The organism is Georgenia wutianyii, assembly GCF_006349365.1.
Classification (GTDB): domain Bacteria; phylum Actinomycetota; class Actinomycetes; order Actinomycetales; family Actinomycetaceae; genus Oceanitalea; species Oceanitalea wutianyii.
This window is the reverse complement of sequence record NZ_CP040899.1, coordinates 2,513,246-2,537,571: the sequence shown is the minus strand read 5'-3', so window position 1 is coordinate 2,537,571 and position 24,326 is coordinate 2,513,246. Positions and strand designations below refer to the sequence as shown.

The window sequence follows — 24,326 nt, the reverse complement described above, 5'->3', positions numbered from 1 at the left end:
CGGGGCGGTCAGGTCGTGCCGTGCTGCTCGGCGAGGGCGATCGTCGCGCGGGCGCGCTCGACCATGGCGACGTCGAGGAAGGTGCCGTCGGGCAGCGCGAGGGCACCCGTGCCCACCGCGGCCGCCCCCGTCACGCGCTCGACGACGGTGCGCGCCCGCTCGACCTCCTGCTCGCTCGGCAGGAACGCCGCGCGGATCGGCTCGAGCTGCGCAGGGTGGATCGCGGCCCGCCCGCTGAACCCGAGCCGGCGTCCTGCCCGGCAGGACTCGGCGAGCCCGGCGAGGTCTCGGACGTGCGGGTAGACCGACATCGCCGGGGAGGGCAGCCCGGCGGCCCGCGCGGCGACGACGACGCGGCTGCGCGCCCAGGTGAGCCCGGCGTCGTCGTCCACCCGCAGCTCCGAGCGCAGGTCCGCCTCCCCGAGCCCGATCGAGGCGGTGCCCGGCGTCGAGGCGAGCGCGAAGGCGCGCTCGACACCGAGCGCCGACTCGACGAGCAGGTGCAGCCCACGCCCGGCGACCCGGTCCGCGAGCGCCGCGACGGCGTCGGGGTCCTGGGCCTTGGGCAGTCGCAGACCGACGGCGGCGGGCAGGGCGGCGACGGCGGCGACGTCCTCCTCGTGCCAGGGGGTGCCCGCCGCGTTGACCCGGACCTGCACCCGGCGGCCGGCCGGGAGGTCGGCGAGGAGCCGGGCGACGTGCTGACGCGCCGCAGCCTTGGCGGCGGGGGCGACGGCGTCCTCGAGGTCGACGACGACGGCGTCGGCCGCCGAGGCCAGCGCCTTGGCCACCCGGTCGGGCCGGTCACCGGGGACGTAGAGCAGCGTGAGCGGCGCGAGGTCGGTCATACCGCCCCCTCCGCGCGCAGCCCGGCGATCCGCTCGGGGGTGAAGCCGAGCTCGCCGAGCACCTCATCGGTGTCCGCGCCGTGCGGGCGGCCGGTGAAGCGGATGACGCCCTCGGCGTCGGAGAGCCGGAAGAGCGGGCCCTGCATGAGCATCGGCCCGAGCTCCGGGTCCTCGATCTCGTGGATGGTGCCCAGCGCCTGGAACTGCGGGTCGGCGACGATGTCCTGCGCGTCGTAGATCGGGGCGACGGCCGCCTGGGCCTCCTCGAAGGCGGCGACGACCTCGTCCCGGGTGCGCTCGGCGATCCACCCGCCGACCGCCTCGTCGAGGACGTCGGCGTGCCGTGCCCGGTCCGCGCCGCGCGCGAACCACGGCTCGTCGATGAGCTCGGGCCGTCCGACGAGCCGCATGACCCGCTCGGCGATCGACTGGGCGGAGGTGGAGACCGCGACCCACTGGCCGTCGCGGGTGCGGTAGGTGTTGCGCGGGGCGTTGTTCGCCGAGCGGTTGCCGGTGCGCGGCTGCACGGTGCGCAGCTGGTCCCACCGGGTGATCTGCGGGCCGAGCATCGCGAGGATCGGCTCGATGATCGCGAGGTCGACGACCTGGCCCCGTCCGGTGCGCTCACGCGCCTGGAGGGCGACCATGACGGCGAACGCCGTGGCCAGCGAGGCGACGCCGTCGGCCAGGCCGAACGGCGGCAGCGTCGGGGGACCGTCCGGCTCCCCGGTCATCGCGGCGAAGCCGCTCATCGCCTCGGCGAGCGTGCCGAAGCCGGGCCGGGTCCGGTACGGGCCGACCTGGCCGAACCCGCTCACCCGGGCGAGCACGAGGCGCGGGTTGGCGGCAGAGAGCTCCTCGTAGCCGAGCCCCCACCGCTCGAGGGTGCCCGGACGGAAGTTCTCGATGACGACGTCGGCCTCCGCGGCCAGCGCGAGGAACACCTCGCGACCGCCCTCGCTGCCGAGGTTCGCCGTCACCGTCCGCTTGTTGCGGCCCAGCGTCTTCCACCAGAGGTTGACGCCGTCCTTCGCGGCGCCGTGCCCGCGGGAGGGGTCCGGCTTGGCCGGGTGCTCGACCTTGACGACGTCGGCGCCGAGGTCACCGAGGTGCATCGCGGCCATCGGGCCGGCGAAGAGCGTGGAGGCGTCGACGACGCGAAGGCCGTGGAGCGGCCCGGCGGCGGCGTCCCGGGAGACGGTCATCGGGCCACCTCGTCCCATGCGCAGCGGAAGCCGACGGTCGCGGCTCTGGCGAGCCCGAGCCCGGGCAGGAGGAGCTTGAGGGAGTGGTCCGGGGCGTGCACCCCGCCCTCCACGTACCAGTCCGAGCCCTCGGCGCGGTAGTCGCTGCCGCCCTTGAGCATGACGAACCGGGTGCGGCCGTCGCTGTGCTCGCTCTCGGTCCAGTTCCACACCGCGGGGGTGCCGCGGTGCAGCTCGCCGGTCTCGCCCGCGAGCTGCCACTCGTCCTCGGTGGGCAGGCGTCCGCCGCGCCACGCGCAGTAGGCGCGGGCGTCGTCGAGGTCGACGTGGGTGACGGGCTCGTCCTCGGTCCCGGGCGCGGGCCGTCCGTCGACCCAGTGCGCGAGGAACCGGTGCGCGTACGCGGGCCGGTAGCCGGTCGCGGCGAGGAACTCGGCGAACTGCGCGTTCGTCACCTCGCTCACGGCGACGGCGACCGGCACGGGCAGGGCGGTCTCGCGCTGGAGGGTGCGCGCGTCGTGCAGGCGTGGGGGCAGCGGCTTCCACTCGTCGACGTACGGCGCTCCCTGGTACATGCCCGTCTCCCGCGCGCGGTGGCGCACGGTGAGGACGTGCTCCCCGGCGGGCACGACGACGGCGTCGGGCTCCGCGCCGTGCGGAACTCCGCTGTCGCGCAGAACTCGGCTGTCGTGCAGAACTCGGCTGTCGTGCGGAAGTCCGCTGTCGGTGGGGGTGGGGGTGGTGCCGGGGGTGGGGGTGGGGGTGGCTGGGGGGAGGCGGTGGGCGAGGCGGTGGGGGAAGCGGGCGTCGGGGTCGTGCGGGCGCCGGGCGAGCTCGGTGAGGAGCGGGGCGAGCCACTCCGGCTCGGGCGTGCCCTCGGCGAGGTGGAGCAGCGCGGCGACGCCGCGGCCGGGCACGGTGACCTCGGTGGTGTCCGCCCCGCCGTCGGTGAGCGCGACGAAGCGGCCTCCGGCGCCGGGCGCCACGACCTGCCCGGTCCAGTCCTCGGTGCCCCGGTTGACCAGGGTCCACAGGGTGAGGCCGCCGAGCTCCCAGCGGGAGGCGTAGACCCGCGCGGCCTCCGCGGCGGGCGTGAGCTCGGCGAGCGGGGTCCACTCGCCGTCGAGGAGGACGTCCCCGGCGGCGCGCTGGACGGCGACCATCCGCGCCACGGTCGCGGCGTCGCGCGCCGTCCACCCGACCCACACGCCGAAGACGACCTCCCACACCATGACGCCCACGCCGTTGAGCCACGCGGACTGCAGCTCCTCGGAGTGGTCGCGGTGCCAGCGGCGGACGTGGTGCTGCATGTGGCGCCGCTCGTACCAGTGCGCGCGCAGCACGCCCGGCACGGGGGAGTCGGCGAAGAACTGCGCCCACGAGGAGGAGTGGTCCTCGATCCGCTCGACCGGCAGCTTCGACTCGCCCTCCAGGACGATGCCCGGCCGGGCCTCCTCCAGGCGGGCGACGAGCTCGGGCTCGGCCTTCTTCAGGGTGTCGAGGAAGACGCCGTCGGCGCCGAGCCAGGAGACGACGTCGGCGAGCTCGGTGACGTCGTCGTTCCCACGGCGGGTGCCGGTGTCCCACGGGTTGTAGTCGACGAAGACGTGCAGCCCGGCCTCGTGCAGGTCGCGCACGAGCTCGACGATCCCGGGGACGTCGCGGTAGTAGTCCCACTGGTTGCGGTCGTCGATCCCGATGACCGGGTAGGCGTGCCAGAGCACGACGGCGTCGAGCCCGCCGAAGCGCTCGCGGGCGTCGGCGAGGAAGCGCTCGGGGGTGAAGCGGTGCTCCTCGAAGGAGTAGAGCAGCTCGTCCCACAGCCACACCTGAGCGACCGTGTGGCAGCGCGCCGCCCACGCCGCCTGCGGCCGGGCGTAGGCGCTGCCCACGTACCCGTGCCGCACCCGGGCGTCCTCCCGCCAGCGGTCCAGCGTCTCGCGCCACGCCGGGCGGTCGGCCGGGTCGGCGGGGCCGACGAAGATCTTCGCCTCGTCCAGCGCCGCGTGCTGCTCGGCGGTGAGACCGCCGAGCGGGACCTCGGTGGGCCGGTCGATGGGGCGCGGGACGAGCGGGTCGAACGTGTACATGACGCCTTTCTCTCAGCGGTGTCGCTGCACGAGGTCCGCGACGGCCGTCGCGGTGGGGACGGACTCCTGGGCGCCCGGCGCGGTGGTCGCCAGCGCACCTGCCGCGGCGGCGAGCCGGGCGGCGTCCACGAGCGTGGAGCCCTGGGCGAGGGAGGCGGCGAGCACGCCGCAGAAGGTGTCGCCGGCGCCCGTCGTGTCGACCGGGTCGACGGGGAACGCGGGCACGGCGACCGGCTCGCCGCCGCGCTCGGCGACGAGGCTGCCCGCGCCGCCGAGGGTGATGACCACGGCCGGGACCCGCTCGAGGAGCAGGCGGGCGAGCGCGGAGGGCTCGGCGTCGTCGTCGCCCGTGAGGTCGGCGGCCTCGTGCTCGTTGACGACGAGGACGTCCACGGCGGGCCACAGGTCCGCGGGCAGGTCGCGCGAGGGGGCCGCGTTGAGCACGAGGAGCGCGCCGGGGCGGCGGGCCGCGGCCGCGGCGGCGACGGCCTCGACCGGGATCTCCAGCTGGGCGAGGACGACGTCGGCGGCGGCGAGGCGCTCGGCCTGCTCGGGCCCGACGGCGACGAGGGAGTTCGCCCCGGGGGCGACGACGATCGCGTTCTCGCCGTCGGGGGAGACGGTGATGAGGGCGGTGCCGGTGGGCTCGGCCACCCGCGCGAGGAGGTCGGTGCGCACCCCCGCGCCCTCGAGCGAGGCGCGGAGCAGGTCGGCGGACTCGTCCTGGCCGAGGGCGCCGAGGAAGGTCGTGTCCGCCCCGCCGGCGCGCGCGGCGGCGACGGCCTGGTTGGCGCCCTTGCCGCCCGGGTGGCGGGCGAGCGACCCGCCGAGGACCGTCTCCCCGCCACCGGGGTGGCGGGGGACGGGCACGACGAGGTCGACGTTCGCCGAGCCGACGACGACGACCTTCCCGCGCGGCGTCACGCTCATCGGGCCACCTCCGCGGTGAGGGAGGCGGCCAGGGCCACGGTGCGGTCGGCGAGGTCGGCGATGCGCTGCTCGCCGCCGGGCAGCGAGGTGGCGATGCGGCCCTCCAGCGGGCCGGTCCACTGCTCCCCGATGCCCGGGACGCCGAGCAGCCCGCCGACGACGGCGCCCACCGTGGCGCCCGCGGAGTCGGTGTCCCAGCCTGCCGTCACGGCGAGGCAGACGCTGCGGCCGAAGTCGCCGCGGCCCGCCGTGAGCGCGAAGGCGATGGTCGCGGCGTTGTTGAGGACGTGCACCCAGTGGAGGTCGCCGTAGGCGGCGTGCAGCCGGTCCAGCGCCTCGCGCACGGCCGGCTCGCTGCCGTCGCACGCGGCGCCGAGCTCGCGCCCGAGCCGGACGGCGTCGGCCAGCCGGCTGCCCGGCGGGACGACGGCGTCGGCGGCGTCGAGCACGTCCTCCACGCTCGTGCAGACCGTCGTCGCGGCGCCGAGCGCCGCCGCCCACATGGCGCCGTACAGGCCGTTGCGGGTGTGGCTGAGGCGGGCGTCCGCCCACGCGAGGCGGGCCGCGCCGCGGACGTCGCCGGGCAGCACCCAGCCGAGGAGGTCGGTGCGGATGAGCGCGCCGATCCACTCGCGGAACGGGTTGAGGTGGGTGGCGGTCTCCGGGACCGGGCGGGCGTCGAGGATGTTGCGGTAGGCGGCGCGCTCGGCGGTGAACACCCGCCCGGCCGGCAGGTGGTCGAGCCACAGCTGGGCGACGTCCTCGGTGGTGAAGGCGTGGCCGTGCCGCTCGAGGAGGAGCAGCGCGAGGATCGGGTAGTTGAGGTCGTCGTCCTCCGGCATGCCGGAGATGTTCTCCTCCAGCGACGTCGGGGCCGAGCGGCGGTTCCACGGCCAGCGGGCGGCGACGTCCTCGGGCAGGCCCACCGCGGTGAACCAGCGGTCCAGCGGCCAGCGACCGGTGGACCGGAGGATCTCCTCGATGCCCTGCCGCGGGACCTTCTCCACCGGCTTGCCGAGCAGGCAGCCGGCGGCGCGGCCGGTCCACGCACCGAGCACCCGCTCGCGGTAGGCGTCCTGGCTGGGCAGCCCGGGCAGCTGCGGCGCCGACGGCAGGAGCGCGACGATCTCCTCCCAGCCGTCCGGCTCGGCGGGGGCGGGCGGAGCGGGCGTCGCGGCGAGCTCGGCGAGCAGGTCGCGGGCGAGCTGCCGCAGCGCCGGGGGAGCGGGCACGGGCCCGGCGCCGCTCACGGCGGGCACCGGGTCCCCGCCCGCGGCCACCCACCGGGCGCGGACGCCGGAGACGTCCGTGCCCTCGGCGGCCGCCTGGACGAGCTCGTGGGCGAGGAGGTCCTCGGGCTGGGCCCAGGTCAGCCTCATGCCGGCACCTCGGCGAGCCCGGCGAGCGCCTCGGCCCGGGCGCGGGCACGCTCGGCGTCGGCGCGCAGGATGTCCCGGGCGGCGTCGGCCATGAGTCGGCCGGTGGCCCGCACGTCCGTGCGGCTCGCGCGCTCGATCTCGTCCAGCCACTCGGTGGGCACGACCTCGGTGCCGCCGAGTCCCGCGCACACGGCGCCGGCCATGACGGCGATCGAGTCGGCGTCGCGGCCGTAGTTCACCGCGCCGAGCACGGCGCCGCGGAAGTCGCCGCGGTGGCCGAGGACGAAGCCGAGCGCCGCGGGCAGCTCCTCGATGGACTTCGTGCGGGAGGGCCGGCGGGCGTCCATCGACATCTGCCGGTACTCCGGGCCCACCGAGTCGTAGGGGGCCACGGCCTCGCGCACGACGCGGGCCAGCTCGCGCTCGCCGTCGTCGTCGGCGGGGACCTCGCGCCCGGCGACGGCGTCGACGACGGCCCGCAGCGCGTCCGCCGTCCCGTCGTGGGCGACGTCCAGGGCCGCCCGGACGACGTCGTCGACACTCGCGCCGGGGGCGACGGCGGCCGCGACCATCGCCGCGAACACGCCCGCCGCCTCCCGGCCGTAGCTCGACTGGTGCGCCCCGGCGACGTCGATCGCCTCGGCGTAGGCGGCCCGCGGGTCCCCGGCGTTGGCCAGGCCGACGGGCGCCATGTACATCGCGGCACCGCAGTTGACGACGTTGCCCACGCCCGCCTCGCGCGGGTCGACGTGCCCGTAGTGCAGGCGGGCGACGATCCACTTCTCGGCGAGGAAGACCCGCTGGAGGATGAGCGCCTCGTCCTCCAGCTCGGGGATCCAGCGCGGCTCACCGATCATCAGCGGGACGAGGTCCTCGGCGACGGCGTACGCGTCGAGGTGCGCCCGCCGCTTGGCGTAGACCTCGACGAGCGCCCGCGTCATGAGGGTGTCGTCGGTGATGTGCCCGTCACCCTTGTGGTACGGCGCGATCGGGCGCGCGGTACGCCAGTTCTCGTACCAGGGGCCGACGATGCCCCGCACCCGGCCACCGTGCCGCTCCTCGATCTGCTCCGGGGTCCACCCCTCGGTGGCTCCCCCCAGGGCGTCTCCGACGGCGGCGCCGGTGATCACCGCCATGCATCGGTCGTCCAGCCAGCTCACGGATCTGCTCCCTGCTCGTTCGTTCGTCCTACGGTCCGGTGCGGTGATGCGGTGGTGGCCCGCGGTGGTGGCGCCAGGCCACCACCGCGGGCGTCGGTTCAGCCGGTGATCTCGGCCCAGCCGTCCTCGAGCTGGCCGGCGAGGCCGTCGGCGTCGATCTCCTGCGCGAGGTAGCGCTGGAAGGCGGGGGTCGCCACGGTGTCCTTCCACTGCGCGTAGGCGTCGACGAAGAGGTACGGCGCCGAGACGAGGTGCTGGCCGGAGGACAGGATGGTCGCCCAGCCGTTCTCGTCACCGAGCTGCTCGGCCATGAGCTCCTGCGCGGACGTCGTGGCCGGGATGAGGGCGTCGGCCTCGTTGAGGGCCGCGAGGTTCTCCGTCTCGGTGAAGAACTCGATGAACGCCGCGGACTCCTCGACGTGCTCGGAGTCGATGTTCACCGACAGCGTCTGCGGGTTGGCGGCCTGCCCGGCGCCGTCGGGGCCGGCGAGCGGGGGCAGCACGGTCCACTCGAGGCCCTCGGGGGCGTCGGTGGCGATGTTCGCGGCCTGGAAGGAGCCCTGGATCGTCATCGCGATCTGCTCGCCGTAGAAGGAGGCGAGGGTCTCCGAGCCGGACTGGGTGAGGGTGACCGGCAGGATCGTCTGGTCCTCGAACGCCATCGTGTGGACGAGCTCGGGCACGGACAGCTCACCCTCGCCGATGGTGAGCGACGCGTCGGCGCCGGTGCCCTCGAAGAAGGTCCCGCCGAAGCCCGGGGCGAAGGACATGAACGCCGCGGTCGGGCTCGCCAGGCCCCAGCCCAGCCCGTGGACGCCGTCGGTCGTCGTCGCCTGCGCCAGCTCGCGCAGCTCGTCCCACGTCATCGTCTCGCCGGAGGGGATCTCCACGCCCGCCGCCTCGAGCATCGCGGTGTTCGCGAAGACCATGTAGGACTGCAGCTCGGTGGGGTAGGCGATGACCTCGCCGTCGACGGTCACGGCGTCGAGGATGCCCTCGGGGATGTCCTCGCGGCGCTCGTCGGACATGTACTCCGAGAGGTCGGCGAGGTAGCCGTCGGCCGCGAAGGGGACGATGCTCGCGGCCTCGTAGTGGATGACGTCCGGTGCGGCGCCGCCGTTGAACTGGGTGATGAGCTTGTCGTAGATGCCGTCCCAGCCCGCGGGGACGATCTCGACCTGGACGTCGGGGTTGGCCTCGTTCCACTCGGCGACGATGGCCTCGGTGGCCGCGATGGCGGCCGGCTGGTCGGAGAGCGACTGGAAGGTGAGGGTCACCGGGCCGTCCGCGCTGCCGTCCTCGTCCCCGCCGCCGCAGGCGGCGAGGGTGAGCGCGGCGATCGTGAGGCATGCGACTGTGGAAGCTCCACGGATCTTCATGTGGTTGACCTTTCAGGGGTGGGATGGGGAGGAAGGTTCGGGGTCAGCCCTTGACGGCACCGGCGAGGAGTCCGCCGGTGAGCTTTCGCTGCATGATCGAGAAGAAGACGATGCTCGGGATCGCGGCGAGCACCGAGCCGGCCGCCAGCGGGCCGAGCGCGACCTTGCCCTCCCCGCCGATGAACATCTTCAGCGTGATGGGCAGGGTGTAGTTCTCCGGGGACTGGAGCAGGACGAGGGCGAAGAAGAACTCGTTCCACGAGGAGACGAAGGAGAACATCGCTGTGGCGACGACGCCGGGCAGCAGGAGGGGGAAGACGATCGAGCGCAGCACCCGCACGCGGGGCGCGCCGTCCATCGAGCCCGCCTCCTCGAGGTCCGTGGGGATGCCCGTGACGTAGCCCTGGAGCATCCACAGCGCGAAGGGCAGCGTGTAGGTCGTGTGGACGAGGGTGAGGCCGACGAGGCTGTCGGTGAGGCCCAGGGTCCGCAGGATGAGGAACAGCGGCAGGATGATGAGGATGACCGGGAACACCTGGCTCACCAGGATCCAGCCGATCCCGGCGGCGCGGACCTTGCCCTTGAGCCGCGCGAGGACGTAGGCGGCCGGCATCGCGATGACGATGACGAGCACCGTGGAGACGAGGGCGACCGCGGTGCTGTTCGCCGCGGACCGGACCAGGCCCTGGCGGGCGAGCGCCTGGGAGTAGTTCTCCCAGTGCCACTCCTGCGGGATGAGGCTGATCGACAGCGAGTTGAGCTCACCGGAGGACTTCAGCGAGGCCGACATGAGCCACAGCAGTGGGAACCCGAGGAAAACGATGTAGGCGACCAGCGCCGCGTACTGGGCGGGACGGATGAGGGTGCGCACGCGTTCAGCCCTTCTTCCCGGTGCGGTCCTCGCGGAACTGCGACCACAGGTAGACGGTGAGGAGGATGACGACGACGACGACGAGGACGACGCCCATCGCCGCGGCGTAGCCGATGTTCCGGTTCTTGAAGGCCTCGAGGTAGGTGAAGAGCATCGGGAGCATCGTCCGGCCGCCCGGTCCGCCCTCGGTGAGGACGTAGACCAGGGAGAAGGAGTTGAAGTTCCAGATGAAGTTCAGCGACGTGATCGAGGTGACGATGGGCCGCAGGCTCGGCCACGTGACGGCGGTGAACCGCTGCCAGGCGCTGGCGCCGTCCATCGACGCCGCCTCGTTGAGCTCGCCCGGGATCTGCTGGAGGCCGGCGAGGAGGGTGACGGTGGTCTGCGGCATGCCGACCCACACGCCGACGACGATGACCGCCGGCAGTGCGGTGGAGAAGTCGGCCAGCCAGTTGATGTCGTCCGGCAGGCCCACCGCGCCGAGCGCGGCGTTGAGCGGCCCGGCGTTGGGCGAGTAGATCATCTGCCACATGATCGCCACGACCACCGGGGGCATCGCCCACGGGATGAGGGCGAGCACCCGGGTCAGGCCCTGCAAGCGCAGCCCGGAGTTGAGCAGCAGCGCGAGTCCGAGCGCGGCGAGCAGCTGGAGCAGCGTCACCGACACCGCCCAGACCATGCCGATGCGGAAGGAGTCCCAGAAGAAGGAGTTCGCCGCGAGGCGGCTGAAGTTGTCGACCCCGACGAACGTGTACTCCGGGTTGCGCACGAGGCGCGCGTCGGTGAACGCGAGGGCCACGCCGATGATGAGCGGCGCGACGCTGAGGACGAGGATCGGGATGAGCGACGGGATGACGAGGGCCGCGGCCTCACGTCGCCTGGCGCGCTCGAGCCCGCTGCGCCGCCGGCCCGAGCCCCGGCTCGGGCGGGGTGCGGGCACGCGCGGGTTGGCCCCCGCGGCGAGGGTGGGTGCCGTCATGCGTCCTCCTTGTCGGTGGTGGTGGGGTGGCGCCGGGTGTCCACCGAGGACTCGCGCACCATGAGCTCGGGTCCGACGAGCAGGAAGCGGCCCCGCTCGGCGTCGTCGTCGAGCAGGCCGAGCATGAGCTCGGCGGCGAGCCGGCCACGGCGGCCGGACCCGAGGGAGACGCTGGTGAGGCTCGGCTGGAAGACCCGGCCGAGCTCGGTGTCGTCCATGCCGGTGACGGCGAGGTCGCCGGGCACCGTGAGCCCCCGCTCGCCCGCGGCGCGGATGGCGCCGATGGCGAGGAGGTCGTTGGCGGCGACGACGGCGTCGGGAGCGGAGTCCAGCAGCCGGTGGGCGGCCGCGACGCCCGCGGCGACGGTGAAGTCGTCCGCGACCTGGGTGCCGGCGACCTCCGTCCCGAAGGACGGGGATGCGGTCGCGGCGTCGAAGCCGCGCTGCCGGGCCTCACCCGGGGTGGTGTCGAGCGGGCCGTTGAGGAACCCGATGCGCCGTCGTCCGGTCGCGACGAGGTGCTCGACGGCCAGCGCGATGCCGCCGGCGGAGTCGGTGGAGACGGAGTCGATGCCGTGCTCGGCGAGCGAGCGGCCGATGACGACGACCGGCACCGCCGCCTTCTCCACGGCGCTGACGAAGGTGTCGTCGAGGCGCAGCGGGCTGATGATCATCCCGTCGACGAACCCGCCGTCGAGGCTGCGGACGAGGTCGATGGTGGAGGACAGGGAGTCGCCTGTCGACATGACGACGACGCGGTAGCCGTGGGGGGCGAGCACGCCGTGCAGGGCGGTGAGCATCTCGGTGTAGACCGGGTTGCCGATGTCCGCGACGGCGAAGGCCACCTGGAAGGTGCGCTTCATGCGCAGCGAGCGGCCCATCATCTGAGGGCTGTAGCCGAGCTCGGCGGCCGCGGCGCGGACCCGCTCGACCATGGCCGGGCTGGCGCCCGTGCCGTGCAGCGCCCGCGACGTCGACGCGAGGGAGACCCCGGCGAGCTCGGCGACCTGGATGAGGGTCGCGCGTTGGGACGTCACCGTCGAGTCACCTCCATTGGCTGTGCACCGTTGCTGATCCGGAATCGTTTCCAACCGCGTCCTGGCGGCCTTGGAAACGATTCCGACTGCCGGGATCCTGGCACCGCCCGGGAGACCTTGTCAACCCGTCCGCCCGCCTGCCCACCGTGCCCCGCCCACCAGCCCGCTTCTCCCGCGAGAGCCGACTTCTGCGCGAGAGCCGACTTTTGCGCGAGAGCGGACTTGTGCGCGAGAGCCGACTTCTGCGTGAGAGCGGAGTTGTGCCCGTTCGTCCCCGCCCCTGACGCTCCCTGCTCGGCGACTCGGACGCTTGAGTGTGGACTCGTGGACCTCAGAGGTCGATGAGTCCACACCTTGTGCTGGTGGACGCCGTCTCGAGCCGGGTGAGCGGAAGTCGGCTGTCGTGCGGAAGTCGGCTGCCGCGGGTGGGGGCTGGGGGAGGGTGAGGTGCTTGGAGGGCTGGGGTGGGGTCAGTCGGCGAGGGAGAGGTCGTGCTCGGCGAGGGCTTCGCGCAGGATCCGGACGGCACGTGGTCCGACGCCGTGCAGGGCGAGCAGGTTGTCCTCCGACCACGCGGCGACGTCCTCGAGCGTCCTCACGCCGGCCTGCGTGAGCGCGCGCTTCGCGGGGGCTCCGACCGCGGGCAGCTCGTGGGTGCTCACGACCACAGGGTGCCCGGCGTGTGCGCCCGGTGCACCGGTTTTCCCGACGTCAGGGTGCCGCGACCTCCCGGCCGCTGCCGAGCAGGACGGGGGTCAGCGCGTCGTGGGTACCGGCCCGCGCCCTGTGCCGGGTCAAGGCACAGGCACTGTGCGCGGAGAGGGCGGGTGGGCAGCAGGGCACCGGGCACCCTCGACGGTGGGGCGGGGGCGGGGCACCATGGAGGGGTGTCCGGGCTCGTGACGCACGTCCCGCCGGCGCCGCTGCGGCCACTGGTGTCCTCGGCGGTCGGCTACCGTGCCCCTGCCTTCCCGACGGGGGTGCACAGGGGGCTGCCCTCCCGTCACCTCACGCTCGTCGTCGAGCTCCTCGCCCCGCTCATGGTCAGCGGGATGGGCGAACCGGTGAGCGCGCACGGCGTGGCCGGCGGCCTGCACACCCGCCCTGCGCTCATCGACGCCTCGGGTCCCCAGGAGGGCCTGCAGTACGGGCTGACCCCGCTCGGCTCGCGCGTGCTCCTCGGCGTCCCCGGCGGGGAGCTGCGGGACCGCGCGGTCGACCTCGCCGACGTCCTCGGCGCCCGGGCAGCCCGGATGGTCGAGCGTCTCCGCGCCGCGGGCGGGTGGGACGAGCGCTTCCGGCTGCTCGACACCGTCCTCCTCGAGCGCCTGGCGGCCCGGCGGTGGGGAGCGGAGCCCGGCCCGGCGGGCGTGGCCGCGGAGGTCGCCGAGGCGTGGCGCCTCATCCTCGTGAGCCACGGGACGGCGCCGGTGGCGGCAGTCGCCGCGCACGTGGGCTGGGGACGCCGCCACCTCGGTGAGCGCTTCCGGGCAGCCACCGGCCTCACGCCGAAGGAGGCGGCGCGCGTCGTGCGCTTCGAACGCGCCCAGCACACCCTGCGCGCCCGGCCCGTGCCCCTCGCCGACCTCGCCGTCGCCTGCGGATATGCCGACCAGCCGCACCTTGCCCGGGAGTGGCGCTCCCTCACCGGCACGAGCATCACCGCGTGGCTGCGCGAGGAGCTCCCATTCGTCCAAGACGCCGCCGGGCGCCCCGCGCGACCATCGGTCCCATGAGCACCCACGACCTTCCCGCACCCCGCCCCGCCGTCTGGCCGAGCGTGGGCTTCACCGACGTCGACGCCGGCACCCGCTTCCTCACCGACGTCCTCGGCTTCGTCGTCACGGCCCTGCACCGCGAGGACGACGGCACAGTCGTCCACGGGGAGGCCCGCCGGCCCGACGGCGACGGCGGCGTCATGTTCGGCTCCCGCGGCAAGACGGGGGACTGGGGCGCCCTCGGGGCCGCCGGCGTGTACGTCGTCGCTCCGGACGCCGCCGGCGTCGAGGCCGCCTGGCAGCGCGCCCAGGCGGCCGGCGTCGAGGTCCTCACCCCGCTCCACGCCACGGACTACGACCCCGCGACCTTCGCCGTGCGCGACAACGACGGCAACCTGTGGAGCATGGGCACCTACCTCGGGGAGTGAGGCTCATCCCCGCCGGGTCACCGCCTCGCGCCGCGCCGCGAGGAGCGCGACCGACCCGAGCACGACGGCCGAGCCCACGAGCCAGGCCACGTGCACCCACGCCGGCTGCACCGCCAGTCCCGTCCAGGACGTGAGGTCCTCGGCGGGCAGCACCGTGCGGTAGGCGAGCTGCCCGAAGTGGTAGGTGGGCAGCCACGGCGCGACCCGGGCGAGGACGTCGGGCAGCTCCGAGAGCGGGAAGAAGAACCCCGACGCGAAGCTCAGCGGCAGGAAGACGAGGTTGGCGATGACGGTGGCCGCCCGCGGCCGGGCGAGGTAGGCGATCGCGAAGCCGAGCGGCGCGAAGGCCAGCACCCCGCCGACGAGCGTGGCCACGAGGACGAGCCACGTCCCCGCGGGCAGCCGCACGTCCCCCAGGAGCACCGCCGCCGCGGCCATCGCCCCGACGACGAGCGCCGCGTGGACGACGGCGGTGAGCGACCTGCCGGTGAGGTCGACCCAGCGGGGCAGCGGGGTCGCGGCGAGCGTGCGCGGCCAGCCGCGGCCGCGCTCCTTGGCGATGTCCTCCCCGAAGGTGAAGATCGCGAGGGAGACGACGCCGTAGCAGGCGATCGACACGAGCATCGCCAGCGTTACGGGCGTGCCGCCGGGCAGCAGGCTGCCGGTGCGCGGCAGCCCGAACATCGCGTAGAGGATGACCGGCACCGCCATGGCGCCGACGGCGAACTCCGCGCTGCGGAACGAGGACCGCAGCTGGACGGTCGTGTGCCAGCGCACGAGGCGGGCGGTGGCCCCGGCGCCGCGGTTGGGGACGGTGAGGGTCATGGCCAGGCTCCTTCGACGGTGGGTGACTCCTCGGTGAGGGCGAGGAAGACCTCCTCGAGGTGGTCGTGCTCGGCGAGCTCGTGGGGTGGGGCGTCGGCGATCACGCGCCCCCGGGCGACGACGACGACGCGGTCGGCCACCGCCTCGGCCTCGAGGAGGTCGTGGGTGGCGAACAGGACGGTCGCGCCCTCGGCGACACTCGCGCGGGTGAGCCGCCAGAACGCCCGCCGCGAGGCGACGTCCATCGCCGCGGTCGGCTCGTCGAGGAGCAGCAGCTCGGGGGCGCCGACGAGCGCCATGGCGAGCAGCAGCCGCTGGCGCTCGCCGCCGGACAGCGCGGTGACGGTGCGCCGGGCACGGTCGGTGAGGGCGGTGCGCTCGAGCACCTGCGGCGTCGGCAGGGGGCGGGGGTAGGACCGGCCGACGAGCTCGACGAGCTCGGCGACGGTCACCTGCTCGGGCAGGCCGGCGGACTGGAGCATCGCCCCCACCCGGTGCCGGGACGTGCCCGGTGCCGCGCCGAGCACCCGCACCCGCCCGGAGGTGGGCCGCACGAGGCCGAGCAGCAGCTCGAACATCGTCGTCTTGCCGGCGCCGTTGGGGCCGAGCAGGGCGACGACCTCCCCGCGGTGGACGGCGAGGTCGGCCCCGGCCAGCGCGGCCGTGGGCCCGTAGCGCTTGTGGACGTCGGTCATCGAGAGAACGGTCATCATCGGGCTCCTTCCTGGTGACGACGACGCTAGGGAGACGGCGCCGCCGGCGGTGGTGCCGGAAGGTCCGCATCCGGGCAATGACCAATGGCACCCCCGGCGCGTGCGGCCCGCCCTCTACGATCGCCGTGTGACGAACGCCACGGACGCGCGCTCGAGCGCGCTCACCGGCCTCGCCGCCGTGCTGGTCGCGGGCGGTGCGGCCCTCGTCTCGGTGGCGACGGGCGCGTGGCAGCCCGCCCCGGCGACCCTCACGGCGTGGTCGCTGGCCCTCGCCGGCTACGTCCTCGTCTACGTCCTGGACGCCGAGCTGCTCGTGCGCCGTCCGCTCCTGCCGCGGGTGCCGGCCGCGCCGCTGCTGCTCCTGCTCGGCCTCGCGGTGTGGTTCCTCGCGCCCGGCCTCAGCTGGATGGCGACCCTCTTCGTCGTCACCGCGGCGTCGTGGACGACGGTCGTGGGGCGCGGCGGGCTCGTCGCCCTCGTCGCAGTGCAGTCCGTGGCCGTCGCCGTGGGGATGGTGCTCGGCGGCGCGGACGTCGGCATCGTCCTCGCGCTCACCGGCACGTTCGCCTCCTTCCAGGCCTTCGCCGTCGCCGTCATCACCATCGCGGAGCGTGAGGCGGCTGGCCGCGCCGAGCTCGACCGGGCCCACAGCCGCCTGCGCGCCACCCACGAGGAGCTGCGGGCGGCGCACGCGGAGCTGCGGGCAGCGACCGCCCTGCTCTCCGCGTCGAGCCGCGACGCAGAGCGGCTGCGCATCGCCCGCGACCTGCACGACGGCGTGGGGCACCAGCTCACCGCGCTCGCCCTGGAGCTGGAGATCGCCGGGCACCTCGCCGAGGGGGAGGCGGCGCGGCACGTCGCGCGCGCCCGCGCCGTCGCCAAGGACCTGCTCGGGGAGGTGCGCGCGACGGTGAGCGCGCTGCGCGAGGAGCCGCACCGGCTCGCGGAGACGCTGCGCGAGCTGCTCGGGGACCTGCCCGGGCTGGAGGTCGCGCTCGCCGTCGAGGTGCCCGAGCCGCCCGCGCAGGACGTCGCGCTGGCCGTGGGCCGCGCGGTCCAGGAGATCGCGACGAACACGCTGCGCCACGCGGGCGCGCGGCGGCTGGACGTGGCGGTCGTCCAGGACGACGACGGCGCGCTCACCGTGCGCGCCCACGACGACGGGCGGGGGAGCCCGGCGGTCGTGCCGGGCAACGGGCTCACCGGGATGGCCGAGCGTGTCGGGGCGCTCGGCGGGCGGGTGGCGGTCGAGTCGGCGCCCGGGGAGGGTTTCACCGTGACCGTCACGGTGCCGCGCGCGCCGGGCGAGGTGCGCCCCGGTGCGCGTGCCCTCACCGTCGGGCGGGCCGGCGCGGGGCGCGACGTCGGGCGGGTCGCGCCGTGATCCGGGTCGCCGTCGTCGACGACCAGACGCTCGTCCGCCAGGGCATCGTCGGCCTCCTCTCGCTGAGCGAGGAGATCAACGTCACAGGCGAGGGGGAGGACGGTGAGGACGCCCTCGCGATCGTCGCCGCGGGTGACGTCGACGTGCTCCTCCTGGACCTGCGCATGCCCAGACGGGACGGGATCGCCGTCCTCGAGGAGCTCCGGGAGCGTGATCTCCGTCTCCCGGTCCTCGTCCTCACGACCTTCGACGACGACGAGCTCGTGCTCCGCGCGCTGCGCGCCGGCGCCCGCGGCTACCTCCTCAAGGACGTGACGCTCGACCAGCTCGTCTCGGCGATCACCGTCCTGGCAGGGGGCGGCACACTGCTCCAGCCGGGCCTCACCGACCGGCTCTTCCGGGCGGTCCGGCGCGAGCGCTCGGGGGTCGAAGGCCTTGCTGCGCCTGAGCCGCTGACCCCCAGGGAGCTCGACGTCCTGCGGCTCGTGGCCGCCGGCTACTCCAACACCGAGATCTCCGGGGCACTGTTCCTCGCGCCCGGCACGGTGAAGAACTACCTGTCCGCGGTGTTCGTCAAGCTCGGGGTCCGCGACCGCACGAGGGCGGTCCTGCGAGCCCTGGACCTCGGGCTGCTCGAGGGCCCGTGAGGGGCGAGTGTGACCACCCCCACCGCTCCCGGCTTTGGCTCCAGGGGGAGGGCCGGGTAATGTTACCGCCCGGTACGACGTTCACCTCCGGGCGGACGGAATACCCCATGGGGTATGGTGTAATTGGCAGCACGACTGATTCTGGTTCAGTTAGTCTAGGTTCGAGTCCTGGTACCCCAGCGGTTTGGAGCGAGTCGGGAGATCCGATAAACTCTGACCAGGCAAGAAGCGCAGGAGGCCCCGTCGTCTAGCGGCCTAGGACACCGCCCTCTCAAGGCGGCGGCGCCGGTTCGAATCCGGTCGGGGCTACATGAGAAAGGCCCCCATCCCTCACGGGATGGGGGCCTTTCGCGCGTCCTGGGTCAGGTGCCGTCCCGGTCAGGTGAGGTCGTCGTGCTCGCCCGTGACCCAGGCCACGTACCGCCGCGCGGACTCCTGGACCACCTCCTGGGCACGCTCCGGCACCGCGCCCCCGAGGTTGCCGTAGAGCCGGTCGAAGCTCAGCCGGCCCACCTGTTCGACGATCCGCCGCACGACGGCCCCCGAGAGCGGGATGCGGTTCGGGTAGCTGCGCAGGAAGCTCACCGACCACCCCTCCGGACCGGGGAAGATCGCGTCCCCCGCGAGCAGCACCCCGCGGCCGTCCGCGCCGGTGAGGTGCGCGACGGTGCTGCCCGGGAAGTGCCCGCCGACCTGCTCCAGCCACACCCCGGGCACGACCTCGTGCGCCGTCTCCCACAGCCGCACCGCCGGCACCCGCAGCGGGAGGAACCCCGCGTCGGCGCGCGCGACGAGGACGGGCGCATCGCCGAACGCCCGGCTGTACAGCGACTGCACCCCGTACATGTGCGGGTGGCTCGCGACCACGGCGGCGATCCCGCCGAGCCCGGCGACCGCCTCCACGGTGGCGTCGTCGATGAAGGCGGGCACGTCGAACAGGACGTTGCCGGCGTCGGTGAGGACGAGCGTCGCGGTCTGCCCGATGCCCACCCGCGGCCGGGCCGTGAGGCCGACGAGGCCCGGCTCGAGCTCCTCGATGCGGACGGTGCTGCCCTCCTCAGCGAGCCGGCCGACCGTCGTCCAGACCTGGCCGACCCGGGGCACCCACTGGCGCTCGTCGGCGCACAGGAGGCACACGTCGGGCAGCGGACGGTCGCCGTGCTCGACACCGCACGTCGCGCACACGACGTGCTCGGCGAGGGGCGGGAGCGGGTGGGCTGTGCTCATGGCGGGGCTCCTCCAGGCTGCGGTGCTGCGTACGACGCTAGCCGGAGGAGCCCCGCCGCGGGAGGGGGTCAGTGGTCGTGGTGGCCGTCCTCCGGCAGCGTCGTCGGCGGCTCGGTGCCGGGCTCGACGACGACGAACTGGCCCATCAGCCCGAAGTCCTCGTGGCGCAGCAGGTGGCAGTGGTACATGTACGGCATCTCGGGGTTGGCGTAGTGCTCGAAGCGCATGATGAGGCGGTACTCGCGGCCCGGCTCGGTGTAGATCGTGTCCTTGCGGCCAGACAGCTCCGGCGGCGGGGGCGCGCCGTCGACGGAGAGCACCTCGAACTGGACGTCGTGGATGTGGAAGTTGTGCGGCATCGGGTCCTCGTTGCGCACCACCCACACCTCGGTGGTGTCCACGGTGACGACCTCGTCGATCCGGTTCATGTCCATGAACTGGCCGTTCATCCGCAGGTTCTTCATGACGAAGGTGCGGGTGGTGGCGACGTCGGCCTCGTCGAGCCGGCCGTAGTCCGGCAGCACGTCCGGGACGGCCCCCGACGGCGCGAGGTCGTCCGCGGCGACCAGCCGGAGGATGTCGAGGGTGTCGAAGGCGCCGTACCCCTGGGCGTCGTTGATGACGCCCAGCTGCTGGGGGTAGGAGCGGAGCATCGTCTCCGAGCCGGCCTCCATCGCGACGACGATCTCGGCCCGCTCACCGGGGGAGAGCTGGATCCGGGTGGTCGTGTGCGGGGCGGCGAGCAGCCCGCCGTCGGTGCCGACGAGCTGGAAGGTGCGGTCGTCGTCGAAGCCGAAGTTGTAGGTGCGCAGCGTCGAGCCGTTGAGGACGCGCAGCCGCACGAGCTCGGTGCTCACCTCCTGGACCGCACCGATGGTGCCGTTGACCATGATCGTCTCGCCCATGACGCCGCTCGGGACGCGTGAGGCCATGGTGAGCTGGCCGTCCTCGGTGAAGGACTTGTCCTGGACGATGACGGGGATGTCGTCGACGCCGTACTCGCTGGGCAGCCCGGCGGCGTCCGCCTCGTCGTCGTCGAGGATGAACATGCCCGACATGCCGAGGTAGACGTGCTTCTCGGTGCGTCCGTGCGGGTGGGGGTGGTACCAGAGCGTGGCGGCGGGCTGGTCGATGAGCCACGTGGGCCGCCAGGTCCCGCCGGCCGCCACCTCCTGGTGAGGGCCGCCGTCCATCTCCGGGGGCAGGTGCATGCCGTGCCAGTGGACGCTCGTCGACTCCCCCAGCGTGTTGGTGACCTCCACGGCCACCTGCTCACCGCGCCGGGCCCGCAGTGTCGGGCCGAGGAAGTCGCCGTTGAAGCCCCACGTCTCGGTGTCGACGCCGTCGCGGAAGGACGTCGAGCCCTCCTGCGCGGTCAGTCGGAAGACGCGCGTGCCGTCCTCGTCGACGACGGAGTCGGCGAGCGGCGGGATGGCGAGCGGCTCGTCGAAGACCGCCTCCGGCTGCTCGGGGTCCACCGGGTCGGTCGGCCCCTGGGGATCGCCGGGGACGACCGGGCCGGGCTGCGGCGCGGGCTGCGGGGCAGGCGCGGTGCCGGAGGTGCGGCGCACCGCGAGGGAGTCCACCCCGTTGCCGTCCCAGTCGCCGACGAGGACGGTGTCCCCGGGCCGCCCGTAGACGGCGACGCGGTCCGCCTGGCCCGGGCGCAGCCCGTGGGCGAGGTGGTACTCGGCGCCGCGCCGCACGCCCAGGGTGTCGGCGCCGGAGCCGGTCCAGTCGCCGACGACGGCGCCGTCGCCCTCACGGCCGTAGCAGACCTCGAGGTCTGCCGGGCCGCTGCGCAAGGTCTCGCTGAGGAAGTAGTGGGCGCCGCGGCGCACGGCGAGGGTGTCGGTGCCGTTGCCGTCCCAGTCGCCGACGAGCACGGTGTCCGTGGGCCGTCCGAAGGTGACGACGACGTCGGCCGGGCCCGAGGAGAGGGAGTTGCGGATGTGGTACGTCGCCCCGCGGCGGACCGCGAGGGTGTCCTCGCCGTCACCGTCCCAGTCGCCGACGAGAATCCCGTCACCAGGCCGGCCGTAGGTGACGACGACGTCCGCGGCGCCGCCGCGCAGGGAGTTCGAGACGTGGACGGCGTTCCCGCGGCGCACGGCGAGGGTGTCGGTGCCGTTGCCGTCCCAGTCGCCGACGAGCACCTCGTCGCCGGGACGGCCGTAGGTGAAGACGTTGGTCGTCCGGGACAGCGCGTCGTCGGCGAGGTGGAACGTCGCACCCGCCGGCGCCGGGCGGGGTGCCGGAGCCGGCCGCGCCACTGCTGGGGCCAGGGCGGGGGACCCCGTCGCGGGCAGGACGCCGAGCGGCGCGGCGAGCACGAGGGCCGTGGCCGTCGTCAGGGCAGCGCGAAGGAGGGGACGCATGCGGAGGCCTTTCTCTACCTGCGGAGGCGAGCGGTGGAGGGCCGCTCGAGCACGTGCGCACGGGCCGTTCCGAGCGCACGTGTGGTGAGGATGGCGCAGTCGACGGGTTTTGAAAAGGCTTGTCCAAAAGGTGGGCGCCCGCGTCCGGGGAACGCAGGCGCCCGGAGGCTCAGGCCGTGGCCTCGGTGAGGAACGTGCGGCAGCGCTCGGCCTCCTCGTCCTCCCCGATGGCCTCGGCGGCGTCGCCCAGCGCCTCGAGCGCGGCGAGGAAGCCCTGGTTCGGGACGTGGTCGGCGGGGATCGGCCCCTGGCCCCGCCACCCGGCGCGGCGCAGCGCGTCCAGGCCGCGGTGGTAGCCGGTGCGGGCGTAGGCGTAGGCGGCCACCGGGTCCTGCTCGGCGAGCGACTCACGGGCCAGCTCGGCCCAGGCCCAGCTCGCGGCGGGCAGGCGGGCGGCGACCGTGCGGACGTCCTCACCCTTCTCGACGGCGGCGCGGGCGGCGAGGTCGGGGTGGTCCTCGGGCAGGTAGGTCGGCTCGGGGCCGAGGAGGTTCTTGTGCATGTGGCCAGTGTCGCAGGTGGGCTGCCCCGAGTGCCCGGAGTGCCGGCTGCGGCGAGGTGGTGGGCAACGGTCCCGCGAGGAGATCGCGTCCGAGGTCTAGCAGGCCTGGAGGAGCCGCGGCAGGACTGTCCCGGCGAGGTAGTCGTCGTAGCCCTCGGGCCACGGCGGGACGTCGGTGCTCACCGGCACGGCGTGGACCGAGGCGCTGCAGCCCGGCGTGACGGCGTCGGCGACGAAGGCCCACGACGCCCCGGCGTACGTCCAGCCCTCGGCGCCGTCGATCTGCAACGGGCGCGGCTCGCGGCCTGCCAGGCCGCCGTCGCCCATGCGTTCCTCCCGCTGCAGGCGGAAGGTGAACCCCACGCCGTCCGCCGACTCGTAGACGCCGCCCACCGCGGTGGGCGTGACCTTGGCGGCGTGGACGAACCTCAGGCCGGGCCAGGGGTCGTCCTCGCGCACCAGCGCGGCGTAGGGTGCCGCCTCGTCGGCTCCGAGGACGTCCCAGCCGTTGGCCTCGATGTCGGCGCTCGCCGTCGAGGTCGTGCGGAGGCCCGCGCCGCCGTCGACGTCCGCGATCGGGGCCGACTCGAGCACCTCGCCGGTGTCCAGGTCGACGACGACGTAGCTCAGGTCCGGCCAGCCCTTCTCGATCACTGGGCTGAACTCGTCGCTCTGCCCGCAGATGGTCCGGTCCCACGTCGTCCAGCCACCCGACTGGGTGTCGACGACGGCGACCCGGGGGTGCTCCCGCATCCGCGGGTCGGGCCACTCCGCCGGGTCGAGGGCTGCCTGCCCGCTCGTCGGGTCGGCGTTCCACCAGCCGTCGAAGCGTTCGACGGGCATGGGCTGCGGCTGTGCCGGGAGCTCGGCGCACAGCGCGTACCGGGCCGGCTCGGTGGGGACGACGGCGCTCGCGACCGTCGTCGGCGGCGGCTCGTCGGGCGCGCACCCGACGAGGGCGAGAGCGACGATCGCTGCTACGGCACTGCTCGACACCGGGCGCACAACGGCAGCGTTCCAGACCGCGGCCGCCACCGTGGGCGGTTTCCGGTCCTCGCAGACGCGAGCGCGGGTCATCGTGGCGACCGCGGGTACGGCGTCGCCCGCACTCGCGACGATCACCCGCACTCGAGGCACGGCGGCGGTGGGAGGATCGGGCGATGCAGCCCGGGGAGAGCGTCACGCTGGTGCCGAGCCGGTTCGAGGAGTGGGGCCGGCGGTTCGCCGCAGTGGCCGCACGTCTCGAGGCGCTGGTACCGGAGGCGCACGTGGAGCACATGGGTTCCACCGCCGTGCCAGGTCTCCCGGCGAAGGACGTCGTCGACGTCCTCGTCGGTGTCGCCGCGCCCGACGTCGTGCCCACGGCCCGGCGGCTGGTCGCGGCGGGGTTCGACCTCGAGGGGCAGCGCGACCACCACTGCTGGCTCAGCTCCTCGAGCCGCGCCCGGCGGGAGGTGGTGGTCCACGTCGTCGAGCACGGCGGGCGCGCCTGGGACAGGCGGGTCGCCTTCCGCGACCTGCTGCGCGAGGACGCGGGGGCCCGCCGCGCCTACCTCGCCGTCAAGGAGCGCGCCGCCAGCTCCGCGCACGGGTGGGACGAGTACACGCAGGCGAAGTCTGGCGTCGTCGCCGACCTCCTCGCGTCTGATGGCAGCAGCGAGCGCGGGTGATGCTGCCGAGCGCGGGTGGGGCGCCACCCGCGCTCGGCAGTTTCACCCGCGCTCGCGTAGATCGGGGTCAGCCCTCGTGGGTGTCCTCGGTGCGGCGCAGCACCTCGGTGAGGCGGTTCGCCGCGGAGACGACGGCCCCGGCGTGCAGCCGGCCCGGCTGGCGGCCCATCCGCTCGATCGGTCCGGAGACCGAGACGGCGGCGAGCACGCGCCCGGACGGGCCGCGCACCGGCGCCGAGACCGAGGCGACGCCCGGCTCGCGCTCGCCGACCGACTGCGCCCAGCCGCGCCGGCGGACGCCGGAGAGGACGGTCGCGGTGAAGGTCGCACCCTGCAGGCCGCGGTGGAGGCGGTCGGGCTCCTCCCAGGCGAGGAGCACCTGCGCCGCGGAGCCGGCGAGCATGGTGAGCGTTGCGCCCACCGGGATCGAGTCGCGCAGGCCCATCTGCCGCTCGGCGGCGGCGACGCAGATGCGCTGGTCGCCCTGGCGCCGGTAGAGCTGTACCGACTCCCCGGTGTGGTCGCGGACCGCGGTGAGCACGGGGCCTGCGGCCGCGAGGAGACGGTCCTCGCCGGCGGCCGAGGCGAGCTCGTTCAGTCGCGGCCCGAGGATGAACCGGCCCTGCATGTCCCTCGCGACGAAGCGGTGGAACTCGAGGGCGACGGCCAGCCGATGGGCGGTGGGACGGGCCAGATGGGTGGCAGCGACGAGCTGCGCGAGTGTGGCGGGGCCTGCCTCGAGGGCTCCCAGAACCGTGGCGGCCTTGTCAAGGACGCCGACTCCGCTAGAGTTGTCCATGTGGCGATATTGGCATCTCAGTGGATGAGATGCAAGCCCAACCGGCCGACAAGGCCGTAGATCACGACGAGACGGACGCGGCTACCGCCGCACCGAG

The 24,326-nt window shown here is 74.4% G+C and carries 23 protein-coding genes and 2 tRNA genes; 7 read left to right on the top strand and 18 right to left on the bottom strand.

Annotated elements, in window-relative coordinates; translation table 11 throughout:
- Positions 1 to 8: 8 nt before the first annotated feature.
- The 11 genes from FE251_RS11210 to FE251_RS11160 all read right to left on the bottom strand — a co-directional run bounded on the left by FE251_RS11210 (position 9) and on the right by FE251_RS11160 (position 12,540).
- Positions 9 to 848 (bottom strand): HpcH/HpaI aldolase/citrate lyase family protein, encoded by an 840-nt coding sequence (locus FE251_RS11210; RefSeq protein ID WP_139948803.1) that lies wholly within the window; start codon positions 846 to 848, stop codon positions 9 to 11.
- The gene (locus FE251_RS11205; protein WP_139948802.1) at positions 845 to 2,053 is read right to left on the bottom strand and encodes a CaiB/BaiF CoA transferase family protein; all 1,209 of its coding nucleotides are present in this window, start codon (positions 2,051 to 2,053) and stop codon (positions 845 to 847) included. Before FE251_RS11205 ends, FE251_RS11210 begins: the two co-directional genes overlap by 4 nt.
- Positions 2,050 to 4,143, bottom strand: coding sequence for an SUMF1/EgtB/PvdO family nonheme iron enzyme (locus FE251_RS11200; RefSeq protein ID WP_139948801.1), 2,094 nt, complete (start codon positions 4,141 to 4,143; stop codon positions 2,050 to 2,052). The genes FE251_RS11205 and FE251_RS11200 overlap by 4 nt, the downstream gene beginning before the upstream one ends.
- 12 nt (positions 4,144 to 4,155) lie before the next feature.
- A complete protein-coding gene (locus FE251_RS11195) occupies positions 4,156 to 5,073 on the bottom strand; it encodes a ribokinase (RefSeq protein WP_139948800.1) in 918 nt (305 codons plus the stop codon).
- The gene (locus tag FE251_RS11190; protein WP_139948799.1) at positions 5,070 to 6,452 is read right to left on the bottom strand and encodes an ADP-ribosylglycohydrolase family protein; all 1,383 of its coding nucleotides are present in this window, start codon (positions 6,450 to 6,452) and stop codon (positions 5,070 to 5,072) included. Before FE251_RS11190 ends, FE251_RS11195 begins: the two co-directional genes overlap by 4 nt.
- Entirely contained in the window at positions 6,449 to 7,588 is a 1,140-nt protein-coding gene (locus FE251_RS11185; RefSeq protein WP_139948798.1) for an ADP-ribosylglycohydrolase family protein, read from the bottom strand. The genes FE251_RS11190 and FE251_RS11185 overlap by 4 nt, the downstream gene beginning before the upstream one ends.
- Before the next feature lie 122 nt (positions 7,589 to 7,710).
- A complete protein-coding gene (locus FE251_RS11180) occupies positions 7,711 to 8,991 on the bottom strand; it encodes an ABC transporter substrate-binding protein (protein ID WP_139948797.1) in 1,281 nt (426 codons plus the stop codon).
- 43 nt (positions 8,992 to 9,034) lie between these two features.
- Positions 9,035 to 9,862 carry a carbohydrate ABC transporter permease gene (locus tag FE251_RS11175; protein ID WP_139071202.1) on the bottom strand — a complete coding sequence of 276 codons (828 nt, stop codon included), beginning with the start codon at positions 9,860 to 9,862 and terminating at the stop codon, positions 9,035 to 9,037.
- Positions 9,863 to 9,866: 4 nt separating this feature from the next.
- Positions 9,867 to 10,841 carry a carbohydrate ABC transporter permease gene (locus FE251_RS11170; protein ID WP_139071201.1) on the bottom strand — a complete coding sequence of 325 codons (975 nt, stop codon included), beginning with the start codon at positions 10,839 to 10,841 and terminating at the stop codon, positions 9,867 to 9,869.
- Positions 10,838 to 11,878, bottom strand: coding sequence for a LacI family DNA-binding transcriptional regulator (locus FE251_RS11165; RefSeq protein WP_230976407.1), 1,041 nt, complete (start codon positions 11,876 to 11,878; stop codon positions 10,838 to 10,840). The genes FE251_RS11170 and FE251_RS11165 overlap by 4 nt, the downstream gene beginning before the upstream one ends.
- Positions 11,879 to 12,348: 470 nt before the next feature.
- Positions 12,349 to 12,540 (bottom strand): helix-hairpin-helix domain-containing protein, encoded by a 192-nt coding sequence (locus tag FE251_RS11160; protein WP_139948796.1) that lies wholly within the window; start codon positions 12,538 to 12,540, stop codon positions 12,349 to 12,351.
- A gap of 225 nt (positions 12,541 to 12,765) precedes the next feature.
- Between FE251_RS11160 and FE251_RS11155 the strand changes: the two genes are divergently transcribed.
- The gene (locus FE251_RS11155; protein WP_139948795.1) at positions 12,766 to 13,614 is read left to right on the top strand and encodes an AraC family transcriptional regulator; all 849 of its coding nucleotides are present in this window, start codon (positions 12,766 to 12,768) and stop codon (positions 13,612 to 13,614) included.
- Positions 13,611 to 14,024: a VOC family protein gene (locus FE251_RS11150; protein ID WP_139948794.1), complete on the top strand. Its 414-nt coding sequence runs from the start codon at positions 13,611 to 13,613 to the stop codon at positions 14,022 to 14,024. The genes FE251_RS11155 and FE251_RS11150 overlap by 4 nt, the downstream gene beginning before the upstream one ends.
- A gap of 3 nt (positions 14,025 to 14,027) precedes the next feature.
- On the opposite strand, the gene FE251_RS11145 is transcribed toward FE251_RS11150, so the two are convergent.
- Both FE251_RS11145 and FE251_RS11140 read right to left on the bottom strand, forming a co-directional pair.
- Positions 14,028 to 14,849 (bottom strand): ABC transporter permease, encoded by an 822-nt coding sequence (locus FE251_RS11145; protein WP_139948793.1) that lies wholly within the window; start codon positions 14,847 to 14,849, stop codon positions 14,028 to 14,030.
- On the bottom strand, positions 14,846 to 15,559 hold the full coding sequence (locus FE251_RS11140; RefSeq protein WP_168202713.1) for an ABC transporter ATP-binding protein: 714 nt from the start codon (positions 15,557 to 15,559) through the stop codon (positions 14,846 to 14,848). Before FE251_RS11140 ends, FE251_RS11145 begins: the two co-directional genes overlap by 4 nt.
- Positions 15,560 to 15,689: 130 nt before the next feature.
- Here FE251_RS11140 and FE251_RS11135 point away from each other — a divergent pair, with 130 nt between their 5' ends.
- The 4 genes from FE251_RS11135 (at position 15,690) to FE251_RS11120 (ending at position 17,902) form a co-directional block, all read left to right on the top strand.
- Positions 15,690 to 16,946: a sensor histidine kinase gene (locus FE251_RS11135; RefSeq protein WP_139948792.1), complete on the top strand. Its 1,257-nt coding sequence runs from the start codon at positions 15,690 to 15,692 to the stop codon at positions 16,944 to 16,946.
- Positions 16,943 to 17,593: a response regulator gene (locus FE251_RS11130; RefSeq protein ID WP_139948791.1), complete on the top strand. Its 651-nt coding sequence runs from the start codon at positions 16,943 to 16,945 to the stop codon at positions 17,591 to 17,593. Before FE251_RS11135 ends, FE251_RS11130 begins: the two co-directional genes overlap by 4 nt.
- Before the next feature lie 108 nt (positions 17,594 to 17,701).
- Positions 17,702 to 17,773 (top strand) — tRNA-Gln (locus tag FE251_RS11125).
- Positions 17,774 to 17,829: 56 nt separating this feature from the next.
- A tRNA-Glu gene (locus FE251_RS11120) sits at positions 17,830 to 17,902 on the top strand.
- A 69-nt stretch (positions 17,903 to 17,971) separates the two neighbouring features.
- Here the strand turns inward: FE251_RS11120 and FE251_RS11115 are convergent.
- From FE251_RS11115 to FE251_RS11100, 4 genes are all read right to left on the bottom strand, one after another.
- Complete coding sequence (locus FE251_RS11115) at positions 17,972 to 18,820, bottom strand: MBL fold metallo-hydrolase (RefSeq protein WP_139948790.1); 849 nt, start codon at positions 18,818 to 18,820, stop codon at positions 17,972 to 17,974.
- Between the two features lie 68 nt (positions 18,821 to 18,888).
- The gene (locus tag FE251_RS11110) at positions 18,889 to 21,198 is read right to left on the bottom strand and encodes a multicopper oxidase family protein (protein WP_223147536.1); all 2,310 of its coding nucleotides are present in this window, start codon (positions 21,196 to 21,198) and stop codon (positions 18,889 to 18,891) included.
- Between the two features lie 169 nt (positions 21,199 to 21,367).
- Positions 21,368 to 21,760 carry a DUF3151 domain-containing protein gene (locus FE251_RS11105; protein ID WP_139072030.1) on the bottom strand — a complete coding sequence of 131 codons (393 nt, stop codon included), beginning with the start codon at positions 21,758 to 21,760 and terminating at the stop codon, positions 21,368 to 21,370.
- Positions 21,761 to 21,856: 96 nt separating this feature from the next.
- On the bottom strand, positions 21,857 to 22,756 hold the full coding sequence (locus FE251_RS11100) for a hypothetical protein (RefSeq protein WP_139948789.1): 900 nt from the start codon (positions 22,754 to 22,756) through the stop codon (positions 21,857 to 21,859).
- 164 nt (positions 22,757 to 22,920) lie between these two features.
- On the opposite strand from FE251_RS11100, the gene FE251_RS11095 reads away from it, so the two are divergent.
- Complete coding sequence (locus FE251_RS11095; RefSeq protein ID WP_139948788.1) at positions 22,921 to 23,430, top strand: GrpB family protein; 510 nt, start codon at positions 22,921 to 22,923, stop codon at positions 23,428 to 23,430.
- A gap of 67 nt (positions 23,431 to 23,497) precedes the next feature.
- Here FE251_RS11095 and FE251_RS11090 read toward each other — a convergent pair whose 3' ends face one another.
- Positions 23,498 to 24,229 carry an IclR family transcriptional regulator gene (locus tag FE251_RS11090; protein WP_139072027.1) on the bottom strand — a complete coding sequence of 244 codons (732 nt, stop codon included), beginning with the start codon at positions 24,227 to 24,229 and terminating at the stop codon, positions 23,498 to 23,500.
- Between the last annotated feature and the right edge of the window lie 97 nt (positions 24,230 to 24,326).

Excerpts from the sequence above, each read along its gene's own strand:
- FE251_RS11200 (WP_139948801.1), bottom strand. The coding sequence starts at position 4,143 with ATGTACACGTTCGACCCGCTCGTCCCGCGCCCCATCGACCGGCCCACC.
- FE251_RS11115 (WP_139948790.1), bottom strand. The coding sequence starts at position 18,820 with ATGAGCACAGCCCACCCGCTCCCGCCCCTCGCCGAGCACGTCGTGTGC.
- FE251_RS11150 (WP_139948794.1), top strand. The coding sequence starts at position 13,611 with ATGAGCACCCACGACCTTCCCGCACCCCGCCCCGCCGTCTGGCCGAGC.
- FE251_RS11095 (WP_139948788.1), top strand. The coding sequence starts at position 22,921 with ATGCAGCCCGGGGAGAGCGTCACGCTGGTGCCGAGCCGGTTCGAGGAG.
- FE251_RS11140 (WP_168202713.1), bottom strand. The coding sequence starts at position 15,559 with ATGACCGTTCTCTCGATGACCGACGTCCACAAGCGCTACGGGCCCACG.
- FE251_RS11195 (WP_139948800.1), bottom strand. The coding sequence starts at position 5,073 with ATGAGCGTGACGCCGCGCGGGAAGGTCGTCGTCGTCGGCTCGGCGAAC.
- FE251_RS11180 (WP_139948797.1), bottom strand. The coding sequence starts at position 8,991 with ATGAAGATCCGTGGAGCTTCCACAGTCGCATGCCTCACGATCGCCGCG.
- FE251_RS11110 (WP_223147536.1), bottom strand. The coding sequence starts at position 21,198 with ATGCGTCCCCTCCTTCGCGCTGCCCTGACGACGGCCACGGCCCTCGTG.
- FE251_RS11090 (WP_139072027.1), bottom strand. The coding sequence starts at position 24,229 with ATGGACAACTCTAGCGGAGTCGGCGTCCTTGACAAGGCCGCCACGGTT.
- FE251_RS11205 (WP_139948802.1), bottom strand. The coding sequence starts at position 2,053 with ATGACCGTCTCCCGGGACGCCGCCGCCGGGCCGCTCCACGGCCTTCGC.
- FE251_RS11145 (WP_139948793.1), bottom strand. The coding sequence starts at position 14,849 with ATGACCCTCACCGTCCCCAACCGCGGCGCCGGGGCCACCGCCCGCCTC.
- FE251_RS11105 (WP_139072030.1), bottom strand. The coding sequence starts at position 21,760 with ATGCACAAGAACCTCCTCGGCCCCGAGCCGACCTACCTGCCCGAGGAC.
- FE251_RS11170 (WP_139071201.1), bottom strand. The coding sequence starts at position 10,841 with ATGACGGCACCCACCCTCGCCGCGGGGGCCAACCCGCGCGTGCCCGCA.
- FE251_RS11190 (WP_139948799.1), bottom strand. The coding sequence starts at position 6,452 with ATGAGGCTGACCTGGGCCCAGCCCGAGGACCTCCTCGCCCACGAGCTC.
- FE251_RS11210 (WP_139948803.1), bottom strand. The coding sequence starts at position 848 with ATGACCGACCTCGCGCCGCTCACGCTGCTCTACGTCCCCGGTGACCGG.
- FE251_RS11185 (WP_139948798.1), bottom strand. The coding sequence starts at position 7,588 with ATGGCGGTGATCACCGGCGCCGCCGTCGGAGACGCCCTGGGGGGAGCC.